The 21005-nt window shown below is 42.0% G+C and carries 17 protein-coding genes, 2 pseudogenes and 1 riboswitch; of the genes and pseudogenes, 7 read left to right on the forward strand and 12 right to left on the reverse strand.

Annotated elements, in window-relative coordinates; all coding sequences use genetic code 11:
• Positions 1-32: 32 nt before the first annotated feature.
• The 3 genes from mtnA to E3K36_04965 all read right to left on the reverse strand — a co-directional run bounded on the left by mtnA (position 33) and on the right by E3K36_04965 (position 2671).
• Positions 33-1094 carry an S-methyl-5-thioribose-1-phosphate isomerase gene (mtnA, locus tag E3K36_04955; GenBank protein MCF6154598.1) on the reverse strand — a complete coding sequence of 354 codons (1062 nt, stop codon included), beginning with the start codon at positions 1092-1094 and terminating at the stop codon, positions 33-35.
• A 273-nt stretch (positions 1095-1367) separates the two neighbouring features.
• On the reverse strand, positions 1368-1874 hold the full coding sequence (gene purE, locus E3K36_04960) for a 5-(carboxyamino)imidazole ribonucleotide mutase (GenBank protein MCF6154599.1): 507 nt from the start codon (positions 1872-1874) through the stop codon (positions 1368-1370).
• 23 nt (positions 1875-1897) lie between these two features.
• Positions 1898-2671: a hypothetical protein gene (locus E3K36_04965; protein ID MCF6154600.1), complete on the reverse strand. Its 774-nt coding sequence runs from the start codon at positions 2669-2671 to the stop codon at positions 1898-1900.
• A gap of 224 nt (positions 2672-2895) precedes the next feature.
• On the opposite strand from E3K36_04965, the gene hpnH reads away from it, so the two are divergent.
• Positions 2896-3891, forward strand: a complete 996-nt coding sequence (gene hpnH / locus E3K36_04970) for an adenosyl-hopene transferase HpnH (GenBank protein ID MCF6154601.1) — start codon at positions 2896-2898, stop codon at positions 3889-3891.
• Positions 3892-4352: 461 nt separating this feature from the next.
• Here hpnH and E3K36_04975 read toward each other — a convergent pair whose 3' ends face one another.
• The 4 genes from E3K36_04975 to E3K36_04990 all read right to left on the reverse strand — a co-directional run bounded on the left by E3K36_04975 (position 4353) and on the right by E3K36_04990 (position 10828).
• Positions 4353-4832, reverse strand: a complete 480-nt coding sequence (locus E3K36_04975; GenBank protein MCF6154602.1) for a hypothetical protein — start codon at positions 4830-4832, stop codon at positions 4353-4355.
• A gap of 235 nt (positions 4833-5067) precedes the next feature.
• Positions 5068-5191: riboswitch (cyclic di-GMP riboswitch) on the reverse strand.
• 38 nt (positions 5192-5229) lie between these two features.
• Positions 5230-7302 (reverse strand): squalene--hopene cyclase, encoded by a 2073-nt coding sequence (gene shc, locus E3K36_04980; protein MCF6154603.1) that lies wholly within the window; start codon positions 7300-7302, stop codon positions 5230-5232.
• A gap of 120 nt (positions 7303-7422) precedes the next feature.
• The gene (locus E3K36_04985; GenBank protein ID MCF6154604.1) at positions 7423-8652 is read right to left on the reverse strand and encodes an ISL3 family transposase; all 1230 of its coding nucleotides are present in this window, start codon (positions 8650-8652) and stop codon (positions 7423-7425) included.
• Between the two features lie 259 nt (positions 8653-8911).
• Entirely contained in the window at positions 8912-10828 is a 1917-nt protein-coding gene (locus tag E3K36_04990) for a mechanosensitive ion channel (GenBank protein MCF6154605.1), read from the reverse strand.
• Positions 10829-11129: 301 nt separating this feature from the next.
• On the opposite strand from E3K36_04990, the gene E3K36_04995 reads away from it, so the two are divergent.
• The 4 genes from E3K36_04995 to corA all read left to right on the forward strand — a co-directional run bounded on the left by E3K36_04995 (position 11130) and on the right by corA (position 14334).
• Complete coding sequence (locus E3K36_04995; protein ID MCF6154606.1) at positions 11130-11801, forward strand: hypothetical protein; 672 nt, start codon at positions 11130-11132, stop codon at positions 11799-11801.
• 117 nt (positions 11802-11918) lie between these two features.
• Positions 11919-12470 (forward strand): hypothetical protein, encoded by a 552-nt coding sequence (locus E3K36_05000; GenBank protein ID MCF6154607.1) that lies wholly within the window; start codon positions 11919-11921, stop codon positions 12468-12470.
• Between the two features lie 141 nt (positions 12471-12611).
• Entirely contained in the window at positions 12612-13190 is a 579-nt protein-coding gene (locus tag E3K36_05005; GenBank protein ID MCF6154608.1) for a DUF488 domain-containing protein, read from the forward strand.
• 76 nt (positions 13191-13266) lie between these two features.
• Positions 13267-14334, forward strand: a complete 1068-nt coding sequence (gene corA / locus E3K36_05010; GenBank protein MCF6154609.1) for a magnesium/cobalt transporter CorA — start codon at positions 13267-13269, stop codon at positions 14332-14334.
• 155 nt (positions 14335-14489) lie between these two features.
• Here corA and E3K36_05015 read toward each other — a convergent pair whose 3' ends face one another.
• Both E3K36_05015 and E3K36_05020 read right to left on the reverse strand, forming a co-directional pair.
• Positions 14490-14678 (reverse strand): hypothetical protein, encoded by a 189-nt coding sequence (locus E3K36_05015; protein MCF6154610.1) that lies wholly within the window; start codon positions 14676-14678, stop codon positions 14490-14492.
• Between the two features lie 80 nt (positions 14679-14758).
• Entirely contained in the window at positions 14759-17467 is a 2709-nt protein-coding gene (locus E3K36_05020; GenBank protein MCF6154611.1) for an insulinase family protein, read from the reverse strand.
• 557 nt (positions 17468-18024) lie between these two features.
• Between E3K36_05020 and E3K36_05025 the strand changes: the two are divergent.
• Both E3K36_05025 and E3K36_05030 read left to right on the forward strand, forming a co-directional pair.
• Positions 18025-18135, forward strand: a pseudogene (locus E3K36_05025) (integron integrase).
• 84 nt (positions 18136-18219) lie between these two features.
• Entirely contained in the window at positions 18220-18705 is a 486-nt protein-coding gene (locus E3K36_05030; GenBank protein ID MCF6154612.1) for a hypothetical protein, read from the forward strand.
• Here the strand turns inward: E3K36_05030 and E3K36_05035 are convergent.
• From E3K36_05035 to E3K36_05045, 3 genes and pseudogenes are all read right to left on the reverse strand, one after another.
• Positions 18699-18839, reverse strand: a pseudogene (locus tag E3K36_05035) (type II toxin-antitoxin system HicB family antitoxin). The gene E3K36_05030 and the pseudogene E3K36_05035 overlap by 7 nt on opposite strands.
• Positions 18840-19036: 197 nt before the next feature.
• Positions 19037-19408 (reverse strand): hypothetical protein, encoded by a 372-nt coding sequence (locus E3K36_05040; GenBank protein ID MCF6154613.1) that lies wholly within the window; start codon positions 19406-19408, stop codon positions 19037-19039.
• A gap of 236 nt (positions 19409-19644) precedes the next feature.
• Complete coding sequence (locus E3K36_05045) at positions 19645-20829, reverse strand: VWA domain-containing protein (protein MCF6154614.1); 1185 nt, start codon at positions 20827-20829, stop codon at positions 19645-19647.
• Positions 20830-21005: the final 176 nt, after the last annotated feature.

A 21005-nucleotide genomic window follows, 5' to 3' on the forward strand; every position in this document is an offset into this window, starting at 1 on the left:
TAAAAGGTCAAAATTACAAATTAAAATATGATTCATGAAACAACTGATGTTCCCAAGATGCGCTGGATATTTTCAGCAAAGGGTTTCGTGATTACTCCCTTTTCGGTAATAATGGCTGTGATATTTTTTGCCGGGGTTACATCAAAGGCGGGATTAAAGACCTTGACCCCTTCAGGCGCAGTTTTCTTGCCGAATCCGTTGGTAATTTCTTCGGGTGAACGCTCTTCAATGGGAATATCGTTTCCTGATTTTATGCTCAAATCAAAGGTTGAAACAGGAGCTGCGACGTAAAAAGGAATTCCGTGTTCCTTTGCCAGAATAGAGACACCGTAGGTACCAATTTTATTGGCGGTGTCACCATTGGCGGCGATCCTGTCTGCGCCCACAATTACGCATTGCACCTTTCCCTGCTTCATCACATGTGCTGCCATGCTATCACATATCAGGGTAACATCAATACCTGCATGCACGAGTTCCCAGGCAGTCAATCTTGCGCCTTGCAGCAGGGGGCGCGTTTCGTCTGCATAGACCTTGATATGTTTGCCTTGTTCCTTGGCCTTAAACAGAACGGCTAACGCAGTGCCATAATCAGCAGTGGCTAAACCGCCTGCATTACAATGGGTTAAAATACCGTTACCGTCCTTGATAAGTTTTGCGCCATTCTCGCCAATCTGCCTGCAAATAACCTTATCTTCATTTTGTATTCTTATTGCTTCATGGAGGAGTGCATCTTTTATTTCCCGGACGGATTTGTTCTTGTTTTCCCGAGCAACTCGCTCCATACGGGCAATTCCCCAAAAAAGATTGACTGCTGTTGGTCGTGCAGTGCTCAAATAGGACGTTACCTGTTTCAGTTCTTTTAAAAAGGTATCCGCATCCTTTGCACGTATGTCCTTAATTCCTAAGACCACACCCATTGCTGCTGCGATACCAATTGCCGGCGCACCTCTCACCATGAGTGTTTTAATTGCATGCCAGATACTTTTTATGTCCTCACAGTAAACGAATTTTAACTCGGTGGGCAACAAAGTTTGGTCGACCAATCGGATACGACCTTCAACATTTCCTTCCCATTCTATAGTTGGTAACGGCATTTCTTCTCCCTCATAGTATTCACGGTAAAATCTTCTTTTTATAAGCTTTTCGTAATTGCTACGTATTGTACGTTGCGGGTCATTACTTTGGATATTGAACTCTCAACTCATTACAACTCGCAACTTTCACCTTGGTTGCACTTGGGAGCATTCCCGATTTTTTGTAACTGTTCATGAGGTCAGGACGACACAACCCTGTCAGGGTTAACACTCTGCAACATTTCACCAAAACCAGCGGAAGTCACAAAAAATCGGGAATGCTCCCAAGCGCACTTACAGTAATCCAAGTTCAGTCCGCGCTTCTTTATCCTTTTTTGCAACATCATCCGACAGTTTCTTTTTATACAGTACCATTTTTTGCCTTATTTTTGGATCGGACAGGCTCACTATCTGGATTGCTAATATTGCGGCATTCATAGCGCCGGATTTTCCAATAGCCATGGTAGATACAGGAATACCCGATGGCATCTGCACCATAGAAAGAAGTGAATCCAGCCCACCCAGCCCGGATGTCGGCATGGGTACACCAATGACAGGAATAGGGGTCAAACTCGCAACAACCCCGGCCAGATGTGCAGCTCCGCCCGCGCCTGCAATAATTACATCGTACTTCTCTTCCGCTTCTGTCGCATACGAGTGAGCTCTTTCTGGCGAGCGATGGGCTGAAATGATATTCACATCGAAATCCACATCAAATTCCTTCAGTATATTCATGGCCTCCTTCATTATCGTGAGGTCAGAATCGCTACCCATGACAATCCCAATCTTTTTTTTTGCCATCATCCCCCCTCTGGAAATGGTTTTTATACTAACAAAGAATTATATATTTGTGTAATAAAATTTGGGAAGAACACCGATAAGGTTTTTGTGGCACACCCGGTCTGTTTGCGCAAACGATTCAGGTAGGGGATACGGTGTGGTCTATTCAAGAGATAACGCACGGTGGCCGATATGCTGACATTTCCCCCCTCGGTTACCATATCTTCGCAAATCTCCATGTCTTCATCTACGCCATCAGAAATTGCACGCACGACAATAAAAGGAATTCCCATGGCATTAGCCCGTTCTCCTATCACAAACGATTCCATATCCACGGCTATCGCAGAAGTTTTGGTCCCGATATGTCTTTTGACTGAAGACTGATGGATTATCTTATGAACGGACAAGATATCTCCGCAATGTGATCTGAGATTATCTGCGCTGCTTAAGGCAACTGCAAGATCTGCAATGGATGTATCACAGGAAAGGGTTGAATCGATTTTGATTGTTTCTTCCCAGGTTTCCTGGGAAGAATACAGAACATGTTTTCCTATAACTAAATCCCCGATGCCGACTTCTGGCCTTACGCTGCCTGCAAAACCAGAAGAAACCATTAATTGTATCCTGAAGCATTTTGACAGGCGGTGTACTACATCCGATACATTTTTCCCTATGCCTGTCTGAACAAGGGTTATCGGAAAACCATGAAATTCTGCCTGATAGAATACGGCATGGGCATACCGAATCTTTTTTACGATATTTACTTGCGATTTTAAGGAGGCCATTTCCTGGCTTAATGCAAAAAATACTGCTATCATAAATCTTCCTATCTGATAAGAAACGCATAAATGGAATCAAATTTAATTGAAATTTTCAATATAATTATGAAAAAGTTCTCGCCTGATCAATCACCAGACTACGGAAAACTCAACAGTGACCACTTAAATAATCCTTGACAGTATTATCTATTTGATATAGCATTTTGTGTTTACGTCTTTGCTCATTATTTTTTGCTTTGTTACAAAATGGAGTTTTCCCTATTATGAGGGTATCATTATCATTAGGTTCTTCTTTGACAAAATATCTGATTAAGAACAAGTTTTTATCCAGAGAACGGTTTCCACTGGTATTAATGTTAGAGATTACTCATTTATGCAATCTCGCTTGTGAGGGTTGCGGCCGCATACGGGAGTACCGGGAAACCATGCGGGAGATGTTAAGTCCTGAAGAGTGTATTCAGGCGGTGGAAGAATGTCCCGCACCTGTTGTCTCTGTTACAGGCGGCGAGCCACTGATGCACCCTGAGATTGATAAAATTATCCGTGGTATCCTGGATAAAAAAAGGCACATCTATTTGTGTACCAATGGCATCTTATTGGCAGACGCGATAAAAAAGCTGAAGCCCAGTAAATATGTTAACATTAATGTTCACATCGATGGCCTTGCTGAAACACATGATGCTATTGCAGGGAAAGGGGTCTTTGATCGTGCAACCAGGGCTATTCGGGAGGCAAAACGGGCGGGATTTAATGTCTGCACAAACACAACCATATATAAGAATACCAGTGAAGATGAGATAGAGGAATTGTTTTCATTTCTGGAGGGGTTAGGTGTCGATGGTATGCTGGTTTCCCCTGGCTTTAGTTTTGAACACAACGAGAATGAGGTGTTCCTTTGCCGGAATGAGATACAGGAACGATTTGGATTCATTTATGGAATTTCAAAGAAATACAAGATACTGAACTCTCCCCTGTATTTAAAATTTTTAAAGGGGGAAAGGTACCTAAGGTGTACACCCTGGGGAAATCCAACCCGAAACTATTTAGGCTGGAAAAGCCCTTGTTACCTTATTACAGATACTCACTATAAAACCTTTGCTGAGTACATGGAAAATACGGATTGGGAGAAGTATCAGGAAGGCAATGACCCGCGTTGCGAAAATTGTATGATGCACTGCGGTTTTGAGCCCACAGTAGTGTTAGAAGGTGGAAAACGATTATCTGATATCATTGAAATGGCCAAATGGAGTTTCAGCTAGAGAAAATAATCACCTTAGCAACTCACGTGGTTGCGGAAGGAAGTGTTGCATCTATACACAGCGTCATTAATCAGATACGAATATGTCATTCCCGCGGAAGCGGGAATCCAGAAAAATACTGGATTCCGGGTCAAGCCCGGAATGACAGACAGTTGTAAACTTATGTCGCTATGTATAGTTGTCTCGTTTAATTATGTTACAGAGTCCTTGAACAGTCCTCTCTTCTGTAAACGCACCCTTACAAAACTCTGGATCCCTTGTCGTAGGAGTTAAATCATATGCCCCCCTTCCTATTTCAAAGATGCGAGGACGTATCTTATTTAAATCGGCATCATCTTCATTTAAGATGTCCAGTGCCTGTAACGCAGCAACAAAGACGGAAGTTTGATAGGTGGATCTAAACGGAGGAACATCTCGTTGCCATTTACCAGGAAATTCCAGTCCATAACTCGATGCGGCGATCAGGTTCCTTGTAAAAGGTAATTCTGTGTATGCCAGGGGCGGGCGTCAAGGTCTGTGGTAAAAAAGATGGTGTTAGGAAATTCATCACGAAGCGCTTGCAATATCAGCGTATCCTGACGATACCACTCGTATGGAACTAGACGTTCTTCCCCATTAATCTCTGCTTTAAACGCCCCAATATGTGTTTCATTCCTGGGTTGATATCCGGCAACATGAAGCGCTGAAAGCACGGCATATCGAGTTCTCAGTCGCTCCTCTGCATCTTTTGTATAATGACCATCTGTAATCATAACGGGCATGATCAATACCTTCTTAATATCTTTTTGAGGTATGAATATCTTTGAACAGGGGTCATTGATATTACGAATTGTAAAATCTTGATGTGCCACCTTGGCATCTTTTCTATAACTTTCAACGGCTTGAAATGGATCCTGCCACAGACGGGCAAGCACCTTTTCCTCATCTACCTGCCGTTCCATCCACCTGCGATAATTGCAGCAACAAGCAGGGTAATAGAAAATGGAAACGATGCTTGTTGCTCTTGTTGTTCGGTCATAGTTATGGTATTAATTTTTTGAAATAAAAAGGATGCAAAGTTAAATAGCTATTATGTTTGTTCAGCAAAGAATCAAATAGGTGGATAAAAAATTATGACCCTTTTTTCTTGTCCTAAAAATAAAAAAGCCGTACTGCAATATATTCATAGCAAACATCTTTGGCAGTAAGGCTGTCTTTTTCAAAGCCGTTTGAACGGTTTAAGCGGTTTAAACTGTTTAAACCGCTTACAAGACCCTGTCCTTTGCGTCCCCTGATCGCTCAGGGTTTGCCCTTATCGTGATGTGAATTTTTCAGTGGAAACAGACAAAGTGTGCCATGTCACACCTTGTTATGTATGGAATTGCGATATCTCCCCAATGCCATCAAGGGGAAATAGTTGCGATACATATGGTATTTTAAATAAAAGACCTTAGGGAAACCCGTTGCGGTAAATTCAACTTCATCCCAGCTTCCGTCTTCTTTTTGTTTCATTAATAAAAATTTTATTCCCCTTTCTACTGCATCAGAATGTATCTCGCCTGCGGCCATTAAACCCAACAAAGCCCACGCCGTCTGCGAAGGCGTACTTTTGCCAATTGCCTTAAGGAATGGGTCATCATACGATTTTATCGTCTCGCCCCATCCCCCATCGGAATTTTGGACACTTTTCAACCACGCAACGGCCTTTTTGATATACGGCTTGTTCATGTCCTCTCCAACTGCTGCAAGTCCGGCGAGCACAGACCATGTGCCGTAAATATAGTTTGCGCCCCAACGCCCAAACCATGTTCCGTCTTTTTCCTGTTCTTTTTTGAGAAATTCTATCGCCATGCGAATCTGGCCCGAGGTCTTACTAAACCCAATACGACCTAAAAATTCTGTACATCGGGCAGTAACATCGCTCGTACTCGGGTCTAATAATGCATTAAAATCCGCAAACGGTATGTGATTGAGAATAGCTCTGTTATTGTTGCGGTCAAATGCGCCCCAACCTCCATCATCACATTGCATAGCCATAATCCATCGTAATCCACGTAAAACCGATGCCTCCTTGTGGGCAGTTTCAGGCAATGATACCCGCTGTAATGCCATAAGCACGGCCGCACTGTCGTCGGTATCGGGATAAAACTCGTTTGCATATTGGAAATACCAGCCGCTCGGTTCTTCCACCTTGCACTTTAAAGCCCAATCTCCAAAATTCCTGACTTCCTTGCTGATGAGCCATCGCCCTGCTTTTTGTAATGCCGGATCGCTGCCGGGTATCCCCGAGTCATGAAGCGCAATGATTGCCCATGCCGTATCCCAGACAGGCGATACGCATGGTTGTAAATAGAGTTTATTCACTTCGTATACAACCAGGTTTTCTACCTCTTGCAACTGGCTTTTTAATGCGGGGTGGTCATCCGGATATCCAAGACATTTCATGGCAAAGATCGAGTTGACCATTGCGGGCCATATAGCCCCTAAACCACCGGATTTTTCCACATGGTCCAGCATCCATTTTTCTGCCTTGCGGAGAGCCATCCTTCTGATAAATTTAATGGGTTGCTGTTCATATCTCCTGAAAATACTATCGGCATCAATAAAGAAATTATGCCAGCTCAATCCCGATTGGTCCCGCTTAATACGGTAAACTACCTTTTCGCGCGGGATCAGGTAAAGTTCCTTCAGCATGTCATCCCCTACCGGAATATGCGGCTTTTTAGCTATGGCAATGGAAAGAGGAACAACAATACATCTCGACCAATACGACATCTCGTAGATGCTAAAATAAAAACCCGGTGGAAACAGGATCATTTCGGCCGGAACGGCGGGTACAGCCTGCCAATCAACCTGTCCAAACATGGCAAGATAAATTTTCGTAAAACAGTTGGCCTTCATGATGCCGCCCATCTCAAGGATGCGCTTCCTGGCTTTTTGCATAAAGGGTTCGTTTGCAGAGTATCCTGCCAATTTCAAGGCAAAATAGGCCTTTACCGAAGCGCTGATTTCGCTCGGCCCTCCGTAATAAATATTCCACCCCCCGTCAGAGATCTGATGTTCACAGAGTAGATTCGCTGCCAATCTCTGTTTTTCCTGGTTTACCTTTCCAAGAAAATGCATGAGCATGATGTATTCAGATGTTATGGTAGTATCTGCCTCTAAGATTCCCACCCAATGTCCATCAGACCGGTTTTGATTGCGGAGAAGGTATTGTTGTGCCCTATATATGGTAATGTCCAGGGGATTTTTTGTTGACAACGGAGTATGGAAACCTGCCCCAAGAGGCATACTTTCGAATCTTAATTCATGCTCGGATAATTCAGGAATAGGGTGATTGCCGTTCCCGTTCCCGTTCCCATTTCCGTTGCCGTTGAATTTATGGATACTTGTTTCCAATCGTTCAAAAAAGCTAATTAAGAAATTTCTCATACTTTAGAATCTCCCAAACAACACTCCAATATCAATTTATTATCATTCTAAAATAGTAAGTAGATGATTACCATAAGGTTAAGGAAATACTTTGGCCAACAAAATAAGTGTCTTTCGTATTTAAGTTGAAAGCTTAGGGTCAAGAAGTCCGCAATGTTGATGAATCTTGAGTAAGAAGTATTTGACGTCTCGATAACCGTATGCCATGCGCTTTAACCTCTTTATTTTGTTATTGATTCCTTCTGATATAGCGGACGTTATTTTGCAAACAAAATAGTTCAGAACATAATGCCTCTTCCGGAAAAATTTGTATCCTAGCTCTACAAATGATGCTATCCCAGACCTTATTACTGTCCCTATCCACGCCCTCAGATTTGCATATGCTACCCTTCGATTACTTGCTACATAAAGAGAAAGAAACTGCTCCTTTAAAAGCATTGCCTTATATACCTTCTCATTGAGCGTTGAGAGTTTATCTAAAATGTCCTTCTGCTTATTTGTAACCTTATTTTGCATCAATATAAACCTCTTGTTGCAATGAAGAATTCGACTCAAGTCTTCCTGGTTTTGTTGCCTGGCTTTTCTGAGTTCTTCCTTCCTTACCGCATCTACTGCCTCATTGAGATACTTCTTTACATGAAAATGATCCAATACTATCAAGGCATTCTTCAAATGCTCTTTCGTAGACGTAAGAAAACCCTTTGCTCCATCACTTGCCACTGCCTTTATCCTCTTACAACCTTCCTTGCCTATCTTACGATAAAATTTATCCAGCGTTGTCTTGCCCCGTCCATCGTGATTCCAAATCACCTTGCGCTTTTCCACATCAACAACATTGGTAACATACTTGTGCCACTTCTGCCATGCAACCTCATCCACACTCATATGACGCGGCGCCTTCACTTTCTCAATTCTCTCCAGTGATAACTCCTCTAACATCTCCTTATCTATCCGGTACACCGTCTCATCGTCTATTCCAAGAAACCATCCTGCTTCCTTATTTGTCGTTATTGAGGTCAGTCGATACACCTGTTCCACAAAACGCTTCGTAAATCTCCCCCTTATCCACTCGTGCTCCTCTACCCGAATACTCCCATCTTCAAGGCACATCGATTTCCTCTTCGGTACGTGCAAATATACCCTCCTACCACTCATCGGTAGGTCTTCTACTGTTATTCTTCCCACACTATGCACTGCCGTATTGTGCACTTTACCGCAACCTGAACATACACTCGCTCTTTCTTCCTCTTGCTCCAATAAAAACTCTATACTGCTTTCCGTGCTGGATATCATATGCGTTACTTTAAATCCTGGAATTCGTAATAATTCTGTGATAGTATCTAACCGCATCGAATTTCTCCTCGTGTAGTATGATCTTATCTCTCATAAAACCATATTACATACGGATGAAATTCGATGCTATCCTTTTACTCTCATCTTTTACCCTATCTTCCCTACTTATATTTTCCTGTCTTCAACTTTTTTACGAATGAACCCAAAATAACAAATTTAGGAATTAATTGCAAGGAAAACTTACATTGTTACTAAATTTCTTGATAGAAAATACCTTCTGTTATTTTTCTATTGAAACAGGCCAAGGTGTCGACCATCAAGATGAAGTCTCTGTGACCTTTGCGGTATCTGTGGTGGGTTGAATCGGCACAGAAATTCTTTGCTGAGACTGAGATGGAGCAGTATGGATGGTGTATGTCGTGTAAGGAATTTCCCACCCAAATTTATTGCATGTGTTTAATGCAATTTTTTGAATGATTCGGGAAAGTTTATAATAATCTTTTGCAACCTGCCCCGAAAAATCAGCAAGAATTATATAGTCGAGAGATGAATCGCCGACTGCTTTAAATTCCACAGTAAGCTTGATGATGTCATTCCCATAACCTTCGTTTATAAGCCCAGCCTTTATCATTTCTCTCAGTTTATCAGGAATTTCTGTAGTACTTATTGACTGATACTGGTAATCAATACCAAAGGTAACATTAACGCGAAAATTCCTGGAAATATTCGTTGGATTTTGTTTCAAAAATTCTTCCGTAGGATAAGTTTTATAACTGCCACCGCCGATAATAAGTTGTACAGTCTCGGGAGTCTGTGTAACCACCCTACCCATTGTCCCATCTGCCAGAAGCACCCAATCGTTTTCTTTGCAAGGAAACCAGGGTTCATCCGGATGATATGGGCGCGATCTGATATCTTTCAAATCCCGTATGGGAATCCTGAGCATTCCACCCTTCAATTCCTGATTAACCAGGAGGGTATAGAGGTGCAACGAAGCCACCTTCCATGGAAGACCATTGTATATCACGCGTTCATTTTCCTTCACAGTTCCAAGGTTTAATAAAAGGGTGCCTTGTTCATAGAAACGAGGAAGAGTTTGCTTCGCCGCCCAAATAAGCCCTATAATAAAAATGAATGCAATACCCAAAAGTACCCAATCACCGCAAATATACAATACGATCAATAATGCCCCGGTAGCGCCGACAAATGTGAGTACATAATATAACACTTCTGCAAGGCGAATGTAAAACGAACTCGCCACCGTCTTGTGAATAAAACTGCCTCTATAGATATGTCGGTGAATGTAACGAAGCAAAAAGAATACAAAAAGGAATGCTAATACGGATAAGACAAAATTTCTCCCCCGGCTTTTGAAAAATACCTGCACGATATTTTTGCTCGATTCAAGAAAAGATTTCCTTTCACTCAATTTATCAGCCAATTGGTATTTTGCCACGGTAAGCTGGCTTGAAATTTGTTTTCCTTTATTATACCATTCAGTTTCAAGGTCAATGAGTTGATTTTTCAGATTTTCACCCTTCACTTGAGCAGCAAGATTGTGGATATTTTCTATGGCATTTCTTACCAGGAAAATTTGCTTTTCGTAGTAATCCACTTGTGTCCGCAGATTTTCAATTAACCGTGGGCGGGCAGTCATGCTTTTCAAGTCATTAATAATCGGCCCTATCAGGGTTTGGATTTCCTCCTTCCAGTCAAAACGTTTTTGAGGTTTTGCATAAAACGTCTCCAAATCCAGACCAGTTGCAATTTCCTCAAAATTTACCCTGAGAGATTCCAATCGTTCATTCAGTTTATCAATTTCTTTCGATATTTCTGATCTCTCTTCATGTGTTTCCGCCTCATGGAGTTTCGTTTTTTTGTCTTCGATTTCTTTCCCTAATTCCCTAATTACTTGAATAACGCCGGTAAGGGCGTCTATTGTATTCACCGCTCCTGTGGCAGCCGGGTTACCGGCAGCAGGGAGTTCCCGGTTTTCTGCTTGCCCGCACACCGGGATATTCTTCAAAAAAAGGAAAGACGAAATGACGATAAGAAGCGCAATAAGACCTGTCTTTGTTTTCATTGTATTTGTACAGCCTCCATAATTGAACACCGTGATAACAATTTCTTTTGCATCAAATTGATAAGACCGAAAATTTATGAAAACTGAGCGGATTATACCCAATACGATACCAAATACTTCCTCAAATGCATGGACATATGTTGTCTGCATAACGAAGCATTCGTGCAAGTATAGCTTATTTAAACGAACACTCAAGGAGAAATTTTCAACATCGTGATCCAATGGATAGAGGATCTTTTTTATCTTTGAAGATCAATGCTGACCATCAATACCTTATGATTCCAATCCGACGACCAAGTTACATTTTACCTTGAGAAAATGCCGTAAAAAATTTATATTCAACAAATCAAAGATTTTTTGACACATATCTGAACTTCCGTGTAATATAATGGGTAAGTCATTTTATTTAAGAGGTACAAAATGAAAGTACTAAAGCATTGGAGGAATTAAAATGATTCTGGAACGATTTCGCTTGAGTTGGGTTTATTTGACTATTGTAACAATTACATTCGTGTCTGGCTGTTACAGGGACAAATCCCCGCAAGAAGTAGCTCAACACTTTTGGGATACCATGAAAATTCAGGACATGGAGAATGCCCGTAAATATGCCACAACATCGACCCGAACTTTGATAGACACATCCAACGAACAATTCAAAGATGCGTTTGTGACGTTTGGCAAGATTGTTATTGATGGTGACCTTACTACCATAGAGACAATGGCGCGAGTACAGAAACATGGCACTGAAACTACTATTCCACTCCAAACGATTCTTAAAAAAGAGGATGGAAAATGGAGGGTAGATTATGCACAAACAAAAGAAACGATACAGGAAGATGATACCTTTTCTGATATTGCTAAAAAATTAGAAGCGCTGGGCGGAAAATTGTCAGAGCGTATGGATGAAGCCCTCGGAGAGATAAAACAAAAAATGCCTGAATATGAGGAGAAAATGAAAAAGGCGGGTGAAGCTGCATCAAAAAAACTGGATGAAGCATTGCAGCGATATGTAACGGAAATTAAGAAAGGTATAGAAAAATTAAGTGGAATCCTGGATGAGGTTCTGAAAAAAGAGAGTGAAAAAGACCAACAGGAAAAGCCTGAGGCTGAGGTCCAACTATGAATTTGAAACAGCTTCAAAATGAATTTACCGAAACAGTCCTCATGAAACCAGTCTTCGTAAAAACGGAGAACGGGGAAAAGAGGTTTTCACGCAGTAATACTATAAAAGGAGTTTGATGTGTTAAACTATCATTACTTGAGAAATGCTATTCTTTTTCTTTTGTTTTTGCCTTTCATTATTCCTGTTTCTGTCTCTGCACACGAAGGACATGATCATAATAATGAAACGGTAATTACTATCGCAAAGAGGACATATATTCATTTTCAATCGGTCCTGCTGGGTTACCAATACATCTATAGTTATATGGTAAAAGGCGGGGCAAACGAGATCTCCGGTCTGGCTCAGAATGTAATAGACGCTGCCACTCTGGGTACTCAGACCGAACCAGATGGGCCTGGCCAACACATGATGCAGCATATTCTTGAAGGGGCGGAGTTATTAAAAAATGCAAAGAATGTGAGTGAACGACAGGAGGCATTCGCTACAATCAGCAATGCCCTTTTCCCTTTTTTTAAGCAATGGCCAAATCAGCTCATGCGCAGCAGGCTGAAAATATGTCGCTGCAAGAGCGGACACCAATGGCTTCAACCGGACAATTGTCCCACTGCATGCCCCTATTCTTTGAATAAATCCTCAAATTGTTTAACTATTGAGGAAACAATATACTAACAAAGGCTTGTCCCCGGACCCGAACGAGTCGGAAAAAACAAAATCCGAAGCACGAAATTCGTGAGTTAACCCTGTCGGGGTTAATTATTTTTGCTAAAAATGTCAAAATTATCTTTGGAAGATACTATGAGGATGCTTTCCATGAAAAAAGGCGCACCCGAAACATCTTCTGCCGTACTGACGATCGGTCATTCTACGCATACACTTGATGTCTTCATAAAACTCTTACAAGCCCATGGCGTAAAACATGTAATAGATGTTCGTACCGTACCACGCTCACGGCGCAACCCGCAGTTTAACCGGGAAACACTGCCAAATAGCCTGAAAGCTGCTGGGATAGCTTACACACATATGCCAGGACTCGGAGGTCTTCGGCGTCCACGTCCCGATTCACCTAACACAGGATGGCGTAATGCATCCTTCAGGGGTTTCGCCGACTACATGCAAACGCCGGAATTTAGGGAAAACTTAGAAACACTCACTGAACTGGCAAGTAAAGATCGCATCGCATTGATGTGTGCGGAAGCTTTGCCCTGGCGCTGCCATCGCTCCCTGATTACCGACGCATTACTTGTTCGGGAAATTCAGGTTGAACATATTATGAATGAGAAACACAGGCAGGCCCATAAGCTCACACCCTGGGCCGTGATAAATGGCGCGAACATCACGTATCCTCCAGCATCAGCTCAGACCGGCATTGAAGCTGGAAAAGAATGTTGAGTTCCGCGGGTAAGTTGGTTATCATCACTCCGTATCTTATGTAATAGCAACACACTTTCTTGAGAAGGTACCTACTATGGCGAAACTAATCAAAAAAAGATCGGAGAAAGCCGGCCTCCTGCCAGACGCACTGATCCACATTGGAGAGAGAAAGACTGAAAAGGTAAAGATTACGATCACAGAGTATGATGAAATGCATTTTCATGAACAAGAGGCGAAGGCAATTGAGGAATGTTTTCCTTTTAAGGATAAGGGCCGGCCTACGATAGCGTGGATAAATATCGACGGAATTCACCGGAGTGATATATTAGGGAGACTCGGTGAAGGTTTTGGGCTTCATCCACTCACTGTGGAGGATATTATGAATACCGATCAGCGGCCAAAGATTGAGGATTTTAAAGAATATAGTTATATTGCGCTTAAAATGCTGCAGTTTTCTGGTAAGGATAGCGAGGTTATCTCTGAACAGGTTAGCCTGGTTTTAGGGTCAAATTTTGTCATTTCATTCCAGGAACGAGAGGTTGATATTTTTCATGTAATCAGGGAACGGATCAGAACAAATAAAGGCCGCATAAGAAAGATGGGCGCTGATTACCTTGCGTATTGCCTGCTCGATGCAATAGTTGACAACTACTTCATCATCATGGAAACACTGGGAGAAAAGATAGAATCATTGGAGGATGAATTAGTCAGTAATCCGACCCCCAGGGTTTTACATGCCATCTATAATCTGAAAAGGAACATGATATTATTACGCAGGTCAGTATGGCCATTGCGGGAGTTAATCGGTGGTTTGGAGAGGGGAGAATCTTCACTGATTCAGGAATCTACCAGAATTTACCTGAAGGATATTTATGACCACACAATTCACATAATTGATACCCTGGAAACCTTTCGGGAAATGGTTGCTGGAATGCTTGAAATCTATCTTTCGAGCATCAGTAACAGATTGAATGCCGTCATAAAGGTGCTTACCATGATTGCCACAATCTTTATGCCACTCACCTTCATCGCTGGCATCTATGGAATGAATTTTAAACACATGCCGGGGCTTGAATGGCGCTGGGGGTATCCGCTGATTTTACTCGTCATGTCCACTATAGGCATTACCATGGTGTATTACTTCAAGAAGAAAAAATGGTAACAAATATTTGCATCTTTCGCTGGTTCAATCGTGGACGATTGAACCGCAACGTTTGGCATTTTTCAAGATTTGGTGCTCGTCCAAAACGTTATGGTACGGTGCAAAACTGCTGGTTCAAACTGCAAGTTTGAACCAGCAGTCGGTATTTCCCATCTTTATACCTCAACCGTCCAATCAGGATCGTATCTGGCATGGCAGCGCGGACAGATGAGGATGATCTTGCAGGTTTCTTCTGTTGTCCGCACAAATGACGTGTGGAAACCGTCATCATACCCGCAATTGGGACAAATATGGAGTTCATGTTCTATCTTTATGGCTACAGGTTTTGGTGTCGTATTATTCAAAACACTCCTCCTTCTTTATTGAAACCGCCGTGTGGGCATTGCTGCTGGTTCAATCTACAAGATTGAACCAGCACAATCACTTATTCCACAATCACGATTAAATAGTTGTCATTCTGGAAGACTTGTCTGGCCAGGCGTTCCACATCCTGTACAGTAACCTTTTTTAGCTTCTCTGCATCCTGATCGTCTGCCTCTGGTCCTTTGCCGTCAAACACCTCCATGCTTATGTAATATGCCTGGCTTACCCGGTCCAGCCTGCGCATGCCACGTCTTCCCAAAATGGCATTTATGGTTTTTTGGACTTCCTGTTCTTCGATCTTTGCTTCACGCATGGAGTGAATCTCATTGCAAATACCGTTGATGGCCCGTTCTATGTTTTCCGGCCGTGTACCCATCGATATACGATACCACTGAACACCATCGAATTTATGAAAGGAAACGCCAATACTGTAAGCGAGACCTTGCTTTTCACGCAGATTAAAAGCGAGCCTGTCACTAAAGATGGTTTCCATTACATAGAGCGCCGGTTGATCTTCCTCGCTCACATCACAGACATTTGCCACAGAGATAGACGACTGCTGTTTCCCCATCTTTTCACGTATCGTAGTACCAAGGGCCTGAAACTGCGGCGTAAATGCTGGGGGATGCCATCCTGCCTCACCCCAAACACCCCCAAAACATTGTCTGATCAATGATAGTGCCTTTTCGATCGGTATATTACCAGAGATAACCAGCATCAGGTTCGCAGGGTTGTAAAACTTACGGTGGAAGTCCTGTATATCTTTTAATTGAATCCGTTCTAGTTGTTTAACATCCCCAAACAGCCGTCCAAAACCGGGGTTTTCTTTAAACAGGTTATCATAAAAGATTCGCTCTGCTACCTTTGGTGTACTCATCTTAGCATTAGCCGATAGCGTTATAACCTCTTTCTTCGCTTCAGCAAGGGTTTTTTCAGTAAGGTTTGGCTGCAATATCATTTCCGAAAGCAGATTCAATCCCTTCTCAAAAAAGGCATCTATTATCTTTAACCGGATGTAAGCAAAACGGGGGGTATGGTAATAGTCATCGAAAGGAACGGATGGGTCATCGCAAAGTTTTATTTCAGCACCAATGGACTCAAATGCCTGATACAGCGTATTGTCCGGGTGTTCTGTAGTTCCGCCATCGAGGAGCATGCGCTGTAAGATTTCCGTCATACCCCACTTCTCTTTACCTTCGCTCAGGCTACGATCTTTTGCCAGAAGATGTATACCAGCGACCCGGCTGTCCCGGTTTTCTTTCACAACAACTGTCAGGCCATTTTTCAACGTTTCCATTTTATATTGATTGACCGATTGAGTCGAAACATCTTCGGTTGTTTTCTCAACCGGAGGGGTCATCAATGTAACCACAGGCACCTGGGTACTCACGTATTTTTCAGCTGTCTTTTGAATAGCCTGCGGTGTTACCTTCATTAAACCATCCATGTAATTGCGAAGAAGGGCATAGCCGCCAGCGGCCAGATAACCTGATTTCATCATACCGTAGTAGTGTAAACTTTCCTGCAAATAAAGTTCGTGCGTTGCCCTCGCAATCAGCGTTGATTTCACTTCATTTTCTGGAACGGTTTTTTTTGCCATGCCTTGCACCGCCTGCATAATCAATTCTACCACACGCCCTGCATCAGCATTCATGGGAAGTTCGGCAGATATCTGTAACGTTGAAAAATCACGGTTGAAATCTATGCTGGTATCAATTGTTTCAACCATATTTTTATATTGCTCTTGTTTAAATAATGCTTTCAGAACGGCATTCTCCCTGCCACCGAGAAATTCAGAGAGCAATACCAGCGCTTGAAAATCATCAGAAACTGGCGGTGGCAAGAGATAACCCATATTCAGATACTGACGATCCTTTGGAAATTTGCCCATACCATTTGCCTTGCTAATGCGTAATTTTTGTGGTGGATTAAGGGTTATGGTTTTGTGCTCTGGTATAGGACCCGCTGGATATAGGCCATATTTTTCTTTAACCAATTTCACCATCTCCGGGGTTGAAAAATCACCAATTACCATTAAGGTCATGTTATTGGGTACATACCACGTCCGGTAATATTCCCATACGCTTTCCCGTTTGAGATGTGTAATGGTGGAAACTGTCCCAAGTACCGGGCGTTCGTATGGTGTGCCTGCAAAAAGAGTCCTCTGAAAATGGTTGTTGACCTGATATTCAGGCCGGTCTGCGCTTTTGCCTATTTCTTCTATAACGATGCCGCGTTCCTTTTCGAACTTTTCTTCGGGCAGGGTGGAATTGAAGAGCATATCCGCCTGGATATCCATCCCCTGAGCGATATACTCCTTCGGCATAAGGACCATGTAGTTGGTGTAATCCTGACCGGTATGGGCGTTGTTATAGCCACCGTAAAAATCCATTTCGTCGTAAATCTGTTTCTGCGTGCGTGTCTTTGTGCCGTTAAATAACAAATGTTCCAAAAAATGGGCAGATCCATTGCTGGCCTCATCTTCATTCCGACTGCCGGTCTTAACAATAGTTACTGCTGCGATCATGGGACTGGCATGGTTTTCCACGAGGATCACTTCCATGCCATTATCCAGGTAAAATACCGAGGCTTGTTGTGTTTCTTTGAATAAAGATGCTATTTGGTTGTTTTGATCTTCTCCATAACCCAGATGGCATGCCATCAAGATGGATACTACCATGATCGCAATGAGATTCCTTATGCCTTTTTGCGCATTCCACTGAAAATACCGGATTTTCAACTGATACCAGAGTCTAGGAATAAATGACATTGCACTCTCCTCATTTTTGTTGTGAATGTTTCTTTAAAATACACCATTTTTCCAATCAACTATTTATCAAATAAAATATACTTATTGTACCAGCAACCTGACGAACTTCAAAAACTATCTATCGTATTATTTATCATATAAAACTTTCTTTCATAGCAAGTATTTTACCTCCCCCTGCCTAAACAAACTTATGGATATCCAGGTATAAGACCACCGGAATTTTCACTCATACCATTCCACCCCCTTAATCCTCCGCCAGCAAGGGACATTGGCTCGCAACTCTCTGGCAATATTCATACCATTGTGAGTTACAAGCAGCCACAGACAAACATGGTTCGTTCATGCACTCAAATCGCTTAACTTAGCACCTAACCCGAATGAATCGGAAAAGACCGTAGTGGCAAGGCGCGCCTTGCCACTACAAAAAATATTTTTGCTGAAAATGTCAAAATATTTTTTGCAAGGTATTACGGGGTACGGGGGGAGAAACAAGGAATTTCGTAACAGTTTAGTTTCTTGAAAAAATTCCAATAAAGCGATGTTTTGCCGCGCTGTATCGCACCATTCAGGAAATTCTTGGGTACAAAGACGTTAGTACAACGATGATCTACACCCATGTCTTGAATAAAGGAGGTCACGGTGTCCGAAGTCCCGTCAATGGGCTGTAGTCCGGTTTATACAAATTGTATAAACCGGAATGGACAATTTAGCAAAAAGGCGGAAAATGCTTAATTCGAAATAAGTTACAATACGTGATAAGAAGACACGGCAACTTCTTAAATATATTGAAACAGTCGTGTTTGCCGTTTTATACAGACTGTATAATCATTGTTAGCAGCATCGAAGATAGACCAACTATTCATAAATGGAAAATCATGGGACACTATTGTAGGATATGTGGAAGACGCCGATCAAATGAAAAATTTTCAGGGAAGGGTCATAAAACTCACGTGTGCAAAGAATGTGCTCGCATGCCAAAGGAAGAGCGTGAAGCCATCGAACAGGAAGACGAAATATTCGGATTCTTAACGCAGTCTCACATATCGGCAAAAAATATTTCGAGACTCGAAGCTCTCGCAAAATCTAACAATGATACAATTGTGGCGCTTGCAACCATAGTACTTGAAGTCGGCAAAGTTACACCATACAAAAGACAACGTCTGAAAATATTAGCGCAAAAAAGAAGAGACCTATTACGAAAGCTTGATGAAACAGGCTTGATTTTCGCTCACTATTGAGAAACGAGAAAACAAATAAGGAATACTTTCATTTCAAGTGCCTCTTTTTTTGACTTACCATGGGCCATGCACCCAGGAAGTTCTGGTACTTCAACAACCTAAATATTGTCCGTTTTATCCCAATAAATAATCATTTCATAATTGTGATTCACTCATCGCTTCTCCATATATTAAATTTATAAGTTGAGTGCGCTTCGTACCATCGACAAGCTCAGGACGGGCTTCACCCAACCTACAAAACTTATTGTTCAGTGTCTTCGATAAATATATCTCTACTCATCTTTCCCGAAATAAATCATTTTTGACACATTTCATTGTTCATTTTTTGAGTCTAGCCCCGTATAAGTTTCTCCACTGCATCAGCCACAGCGCCGATGGTGAAGGGTCGCTGGAGTATTGCTGCCCATTGAAAATCTCTAATCAACTTTTGATTCAACTCCGTTACGCCACCAAGAAGGATAATGGGGACACCGATGCGTACCATGGCTTCTAATTCATGTCGTACTAAGATCAGATCGCAAAGCTCAAGTACGATCAAGTGAGGTTTTTTAATAAGCGGATAACGGAATGCTGCCAGCGCATGGGCGGGGTTTATATAGCCAACTGCCTCAAAGCCACGTTCGATCAGTTCGGCGCGTAAATTCGCACGCGGCCAGTGTTGGCTATCAATGATCCATATTACCGGTTTTGCTGGTTCAATCAAGAATATCTTAACAGGTCATTATAGTATTACATGGGAAAAAAACCTCTTTCCTTTATTCCCCATTTTCACGGGGACAAGTTTTCATGAGGCCAAGTTTCTGTGAGTTTTTACCTCTTCCCATCCCCTCCTTGCAAGGACAATGTCATTGAGTTAAAATACCATTTCTCCCTTTCAGGCCGAGCAATAAAATCCCTTAACACAAATTTTGAGAAGATCGTTAAAGAATTGTTTTCTTTCTATTTTATGGGAACAATTTCAGCCCTTCTGTTCAGGGAGCGGCCCTCTTCGGTATCATTGGGAGCAATAGGCTTTTTATATCCAAAACCCACGGTAGAGACGCGCGATTCATGAATGCCTTTTCCGACCAAATAATTCTTTACCGCCTGGGCTCTTTTTTGTGAAAGGTCTATATTGTATTCCATTGAGCCGATATTGTCCGTATGTCCCTCTATTCTTATATGCATATCCGGATTTTTTTGCAAAACATCGACAATGTTGCTGAGATTCGAGTCAAATTCCTCTTTAATATCCCATTTCTTATAATCAAAAGTAACTCCTTTTACCACCCAGCACCCTCTGGAATCAACAATAGCCCCTTTCGGCGTATCCGGGCATTCATCGTCCTTATCGTAAACACCATCACCATCACTATCACTAACTTGTTTTGGTATAGCTGTCAAAAACACCTTTCTGACAAAATCTGCCATGTTGTCACTGGACGCAATTTCATCAGCAGTTACCGAAAAACCACATTGTACCTCTCGTGCAAGCTCTCTTAGTGCTTTTTCTCCCTCGGCAGTGTTCCCCACAAAAATAGTATAAAGGCATACCCTGTCTCCATACATCTCTTTTAAATCTTGTGCCTTCTCCAGAGGACTTCCGATTAACTGTTCACCGTCACTGACAAGTATTACTGCATTTTGACCTCCAGACGTCAGTAATAAATTCGTTGCATCTTTAATAGCATTACCAGCCGGGCTGCTACCCTCGGGAATCGTTATTCCGTTCAATTCGTTTTCAAAAAGATCCCGTGAGTGCTTCGTAAGTTCATAAACAATAAACGTCCTGTCCAACGGCTTAAAAAATCCATGTCCAAAGGTTACAAGGGCACTGTTGATATCGATTTCAGGCAGGGTATTATTCATTCTCGTCAAAATATCTTTAGCAACGGTAAATTTGGGATGCCCATTATTAACGGCGCCGGCAAATGCATCTTCCATAGATGCTGATGCATCTAAAATAATTACAAAACTTTTAATTTTTGGTACATATTCCACATCTTGAAATTCTGCATCTAAATTTTGAGGAACGAAAGTTTCAAGGGGCCCGATAGGTTTCTTAAAAGACTTCAGCTGTGCACAACCTGTAAAAATGGTCATTGATGCCGTAAGAAACGATGCTAAAAGATATATTTTCCGCATAACGATTCCTCTATAAAAAATATTAGATGAGATAACAGGAAATCGCTTTCCCCATTGGGTGGATAGCCTAACAAAAATGAAGAAGATTGCAAGTTATTTTCATTCTTTTCAGTTACATTGATCGAAAAGATGAGTGAAAATAATTAAGAATGGTATGAAATTATAGAATTAAGGAG

This window comes from Candidatus Brocadia sp., assembly GCA_021646415.1.
GTDB lineage: Bacteria > Planctomycetota > Brocadiia > Brocadiales > Brocadiaceae > Brocadia.

What these genes read in the sequence shown, in the direction of transcription:
- mtnA (MCF6154598.1), bottom strand. Translation starts at nt 1,094, where the DNA reads ATGCCGTTACCAACTATAGAATGGGAAGGAAATGTTGAAGGTCGTATC.
- purE (MCF6154599.1), bottom strand. Translation starts at nt 1,874, where the DNA reads ATGGCAAAAAAAAAGATTGGGATTGTCATGGGTAGCGATTCTGACCTC.
- E3K36_04965 (MCF6154600.1), bottom strand. Translation starts at nt 2,671, where the DNA reads ATGATAGCAGTATTTTTTGCATTAAGCCAGGAAATGGCCTCCTTAAAA.
- hpnH (MCF6154601.1), top strand. Translation starts at nt 2,896, where the DNA reads ATGAGGGTATCATTATCATTAGGTTCTTCTTTGACAAAATATCTGATT.
- E3K36_04975 (MCF6154602.1), bottom strand. Translation starts at nt 4,832, where the DNA reads ATGGAACGGCAGGTAGATGAGGAAAAGGTGCTTGCCCGTCTGTGGCAG.
- shc (MCF6154603.1), bottom strand. Translation starts at nt 7,302, where the DNA reads ATGAGAAATTTCTTAATTAGCTTTTTTGAACGATTGGAAACAAGTATC.
- E3K36_04985 (MCF6154604.1), bottom strand. Translation starts at nt 8,652, where the DNA reads ATGCGGTTAGATACTATCACAGAATTATTACGAATTCCAGGATTTAAA.
- E3K36_04990 (MCF6154605.1), bottom strand. Translation starts at nt 10,828, where the DNA reads ATGCAGACAACATATGTCCATGCATTTGAGGAAGTATTTGGTATCGTA.
- E3K36_04995 (MCF6154606.1), top strand. Translation starts at nt 11,130, where the DNA reads ATGATTCTGGAACGATTTCGCTTGAGTTGGGTTTATTTGACTATTGTA.
- E3K36_05005 (MCF6154608.1), top strand. Translation starts at nt 12,612, where the DNA reads ATGAAAAAAGGCGCACCCGAAACATCTTCTGCCGTACTGACGATCGGT.
- corA (MCF6154609.1), top strand. Translation starts at nt 13,267, where the DNA reads ATGGCGAAACTAATCAAAAAAAGATCGGAGAAAGCCGGCCTCCTGCCA.
- E3K36_05020 (MCF6154611.1), bottom strand. Translation starts at nt 17,467, where the DNA reads ATGTCATTTATTCCTAGACTCTGGTATCAGTTGAAAATCCGGTATTTT.
- E3K36_05045 (MCF6154614.1), bottom strand. Translation starts at nt 20,829, where the DNA reads ATGCGGAAAATATATCTTTTAGCATCGTTTCTTACGGCATCAATGACC.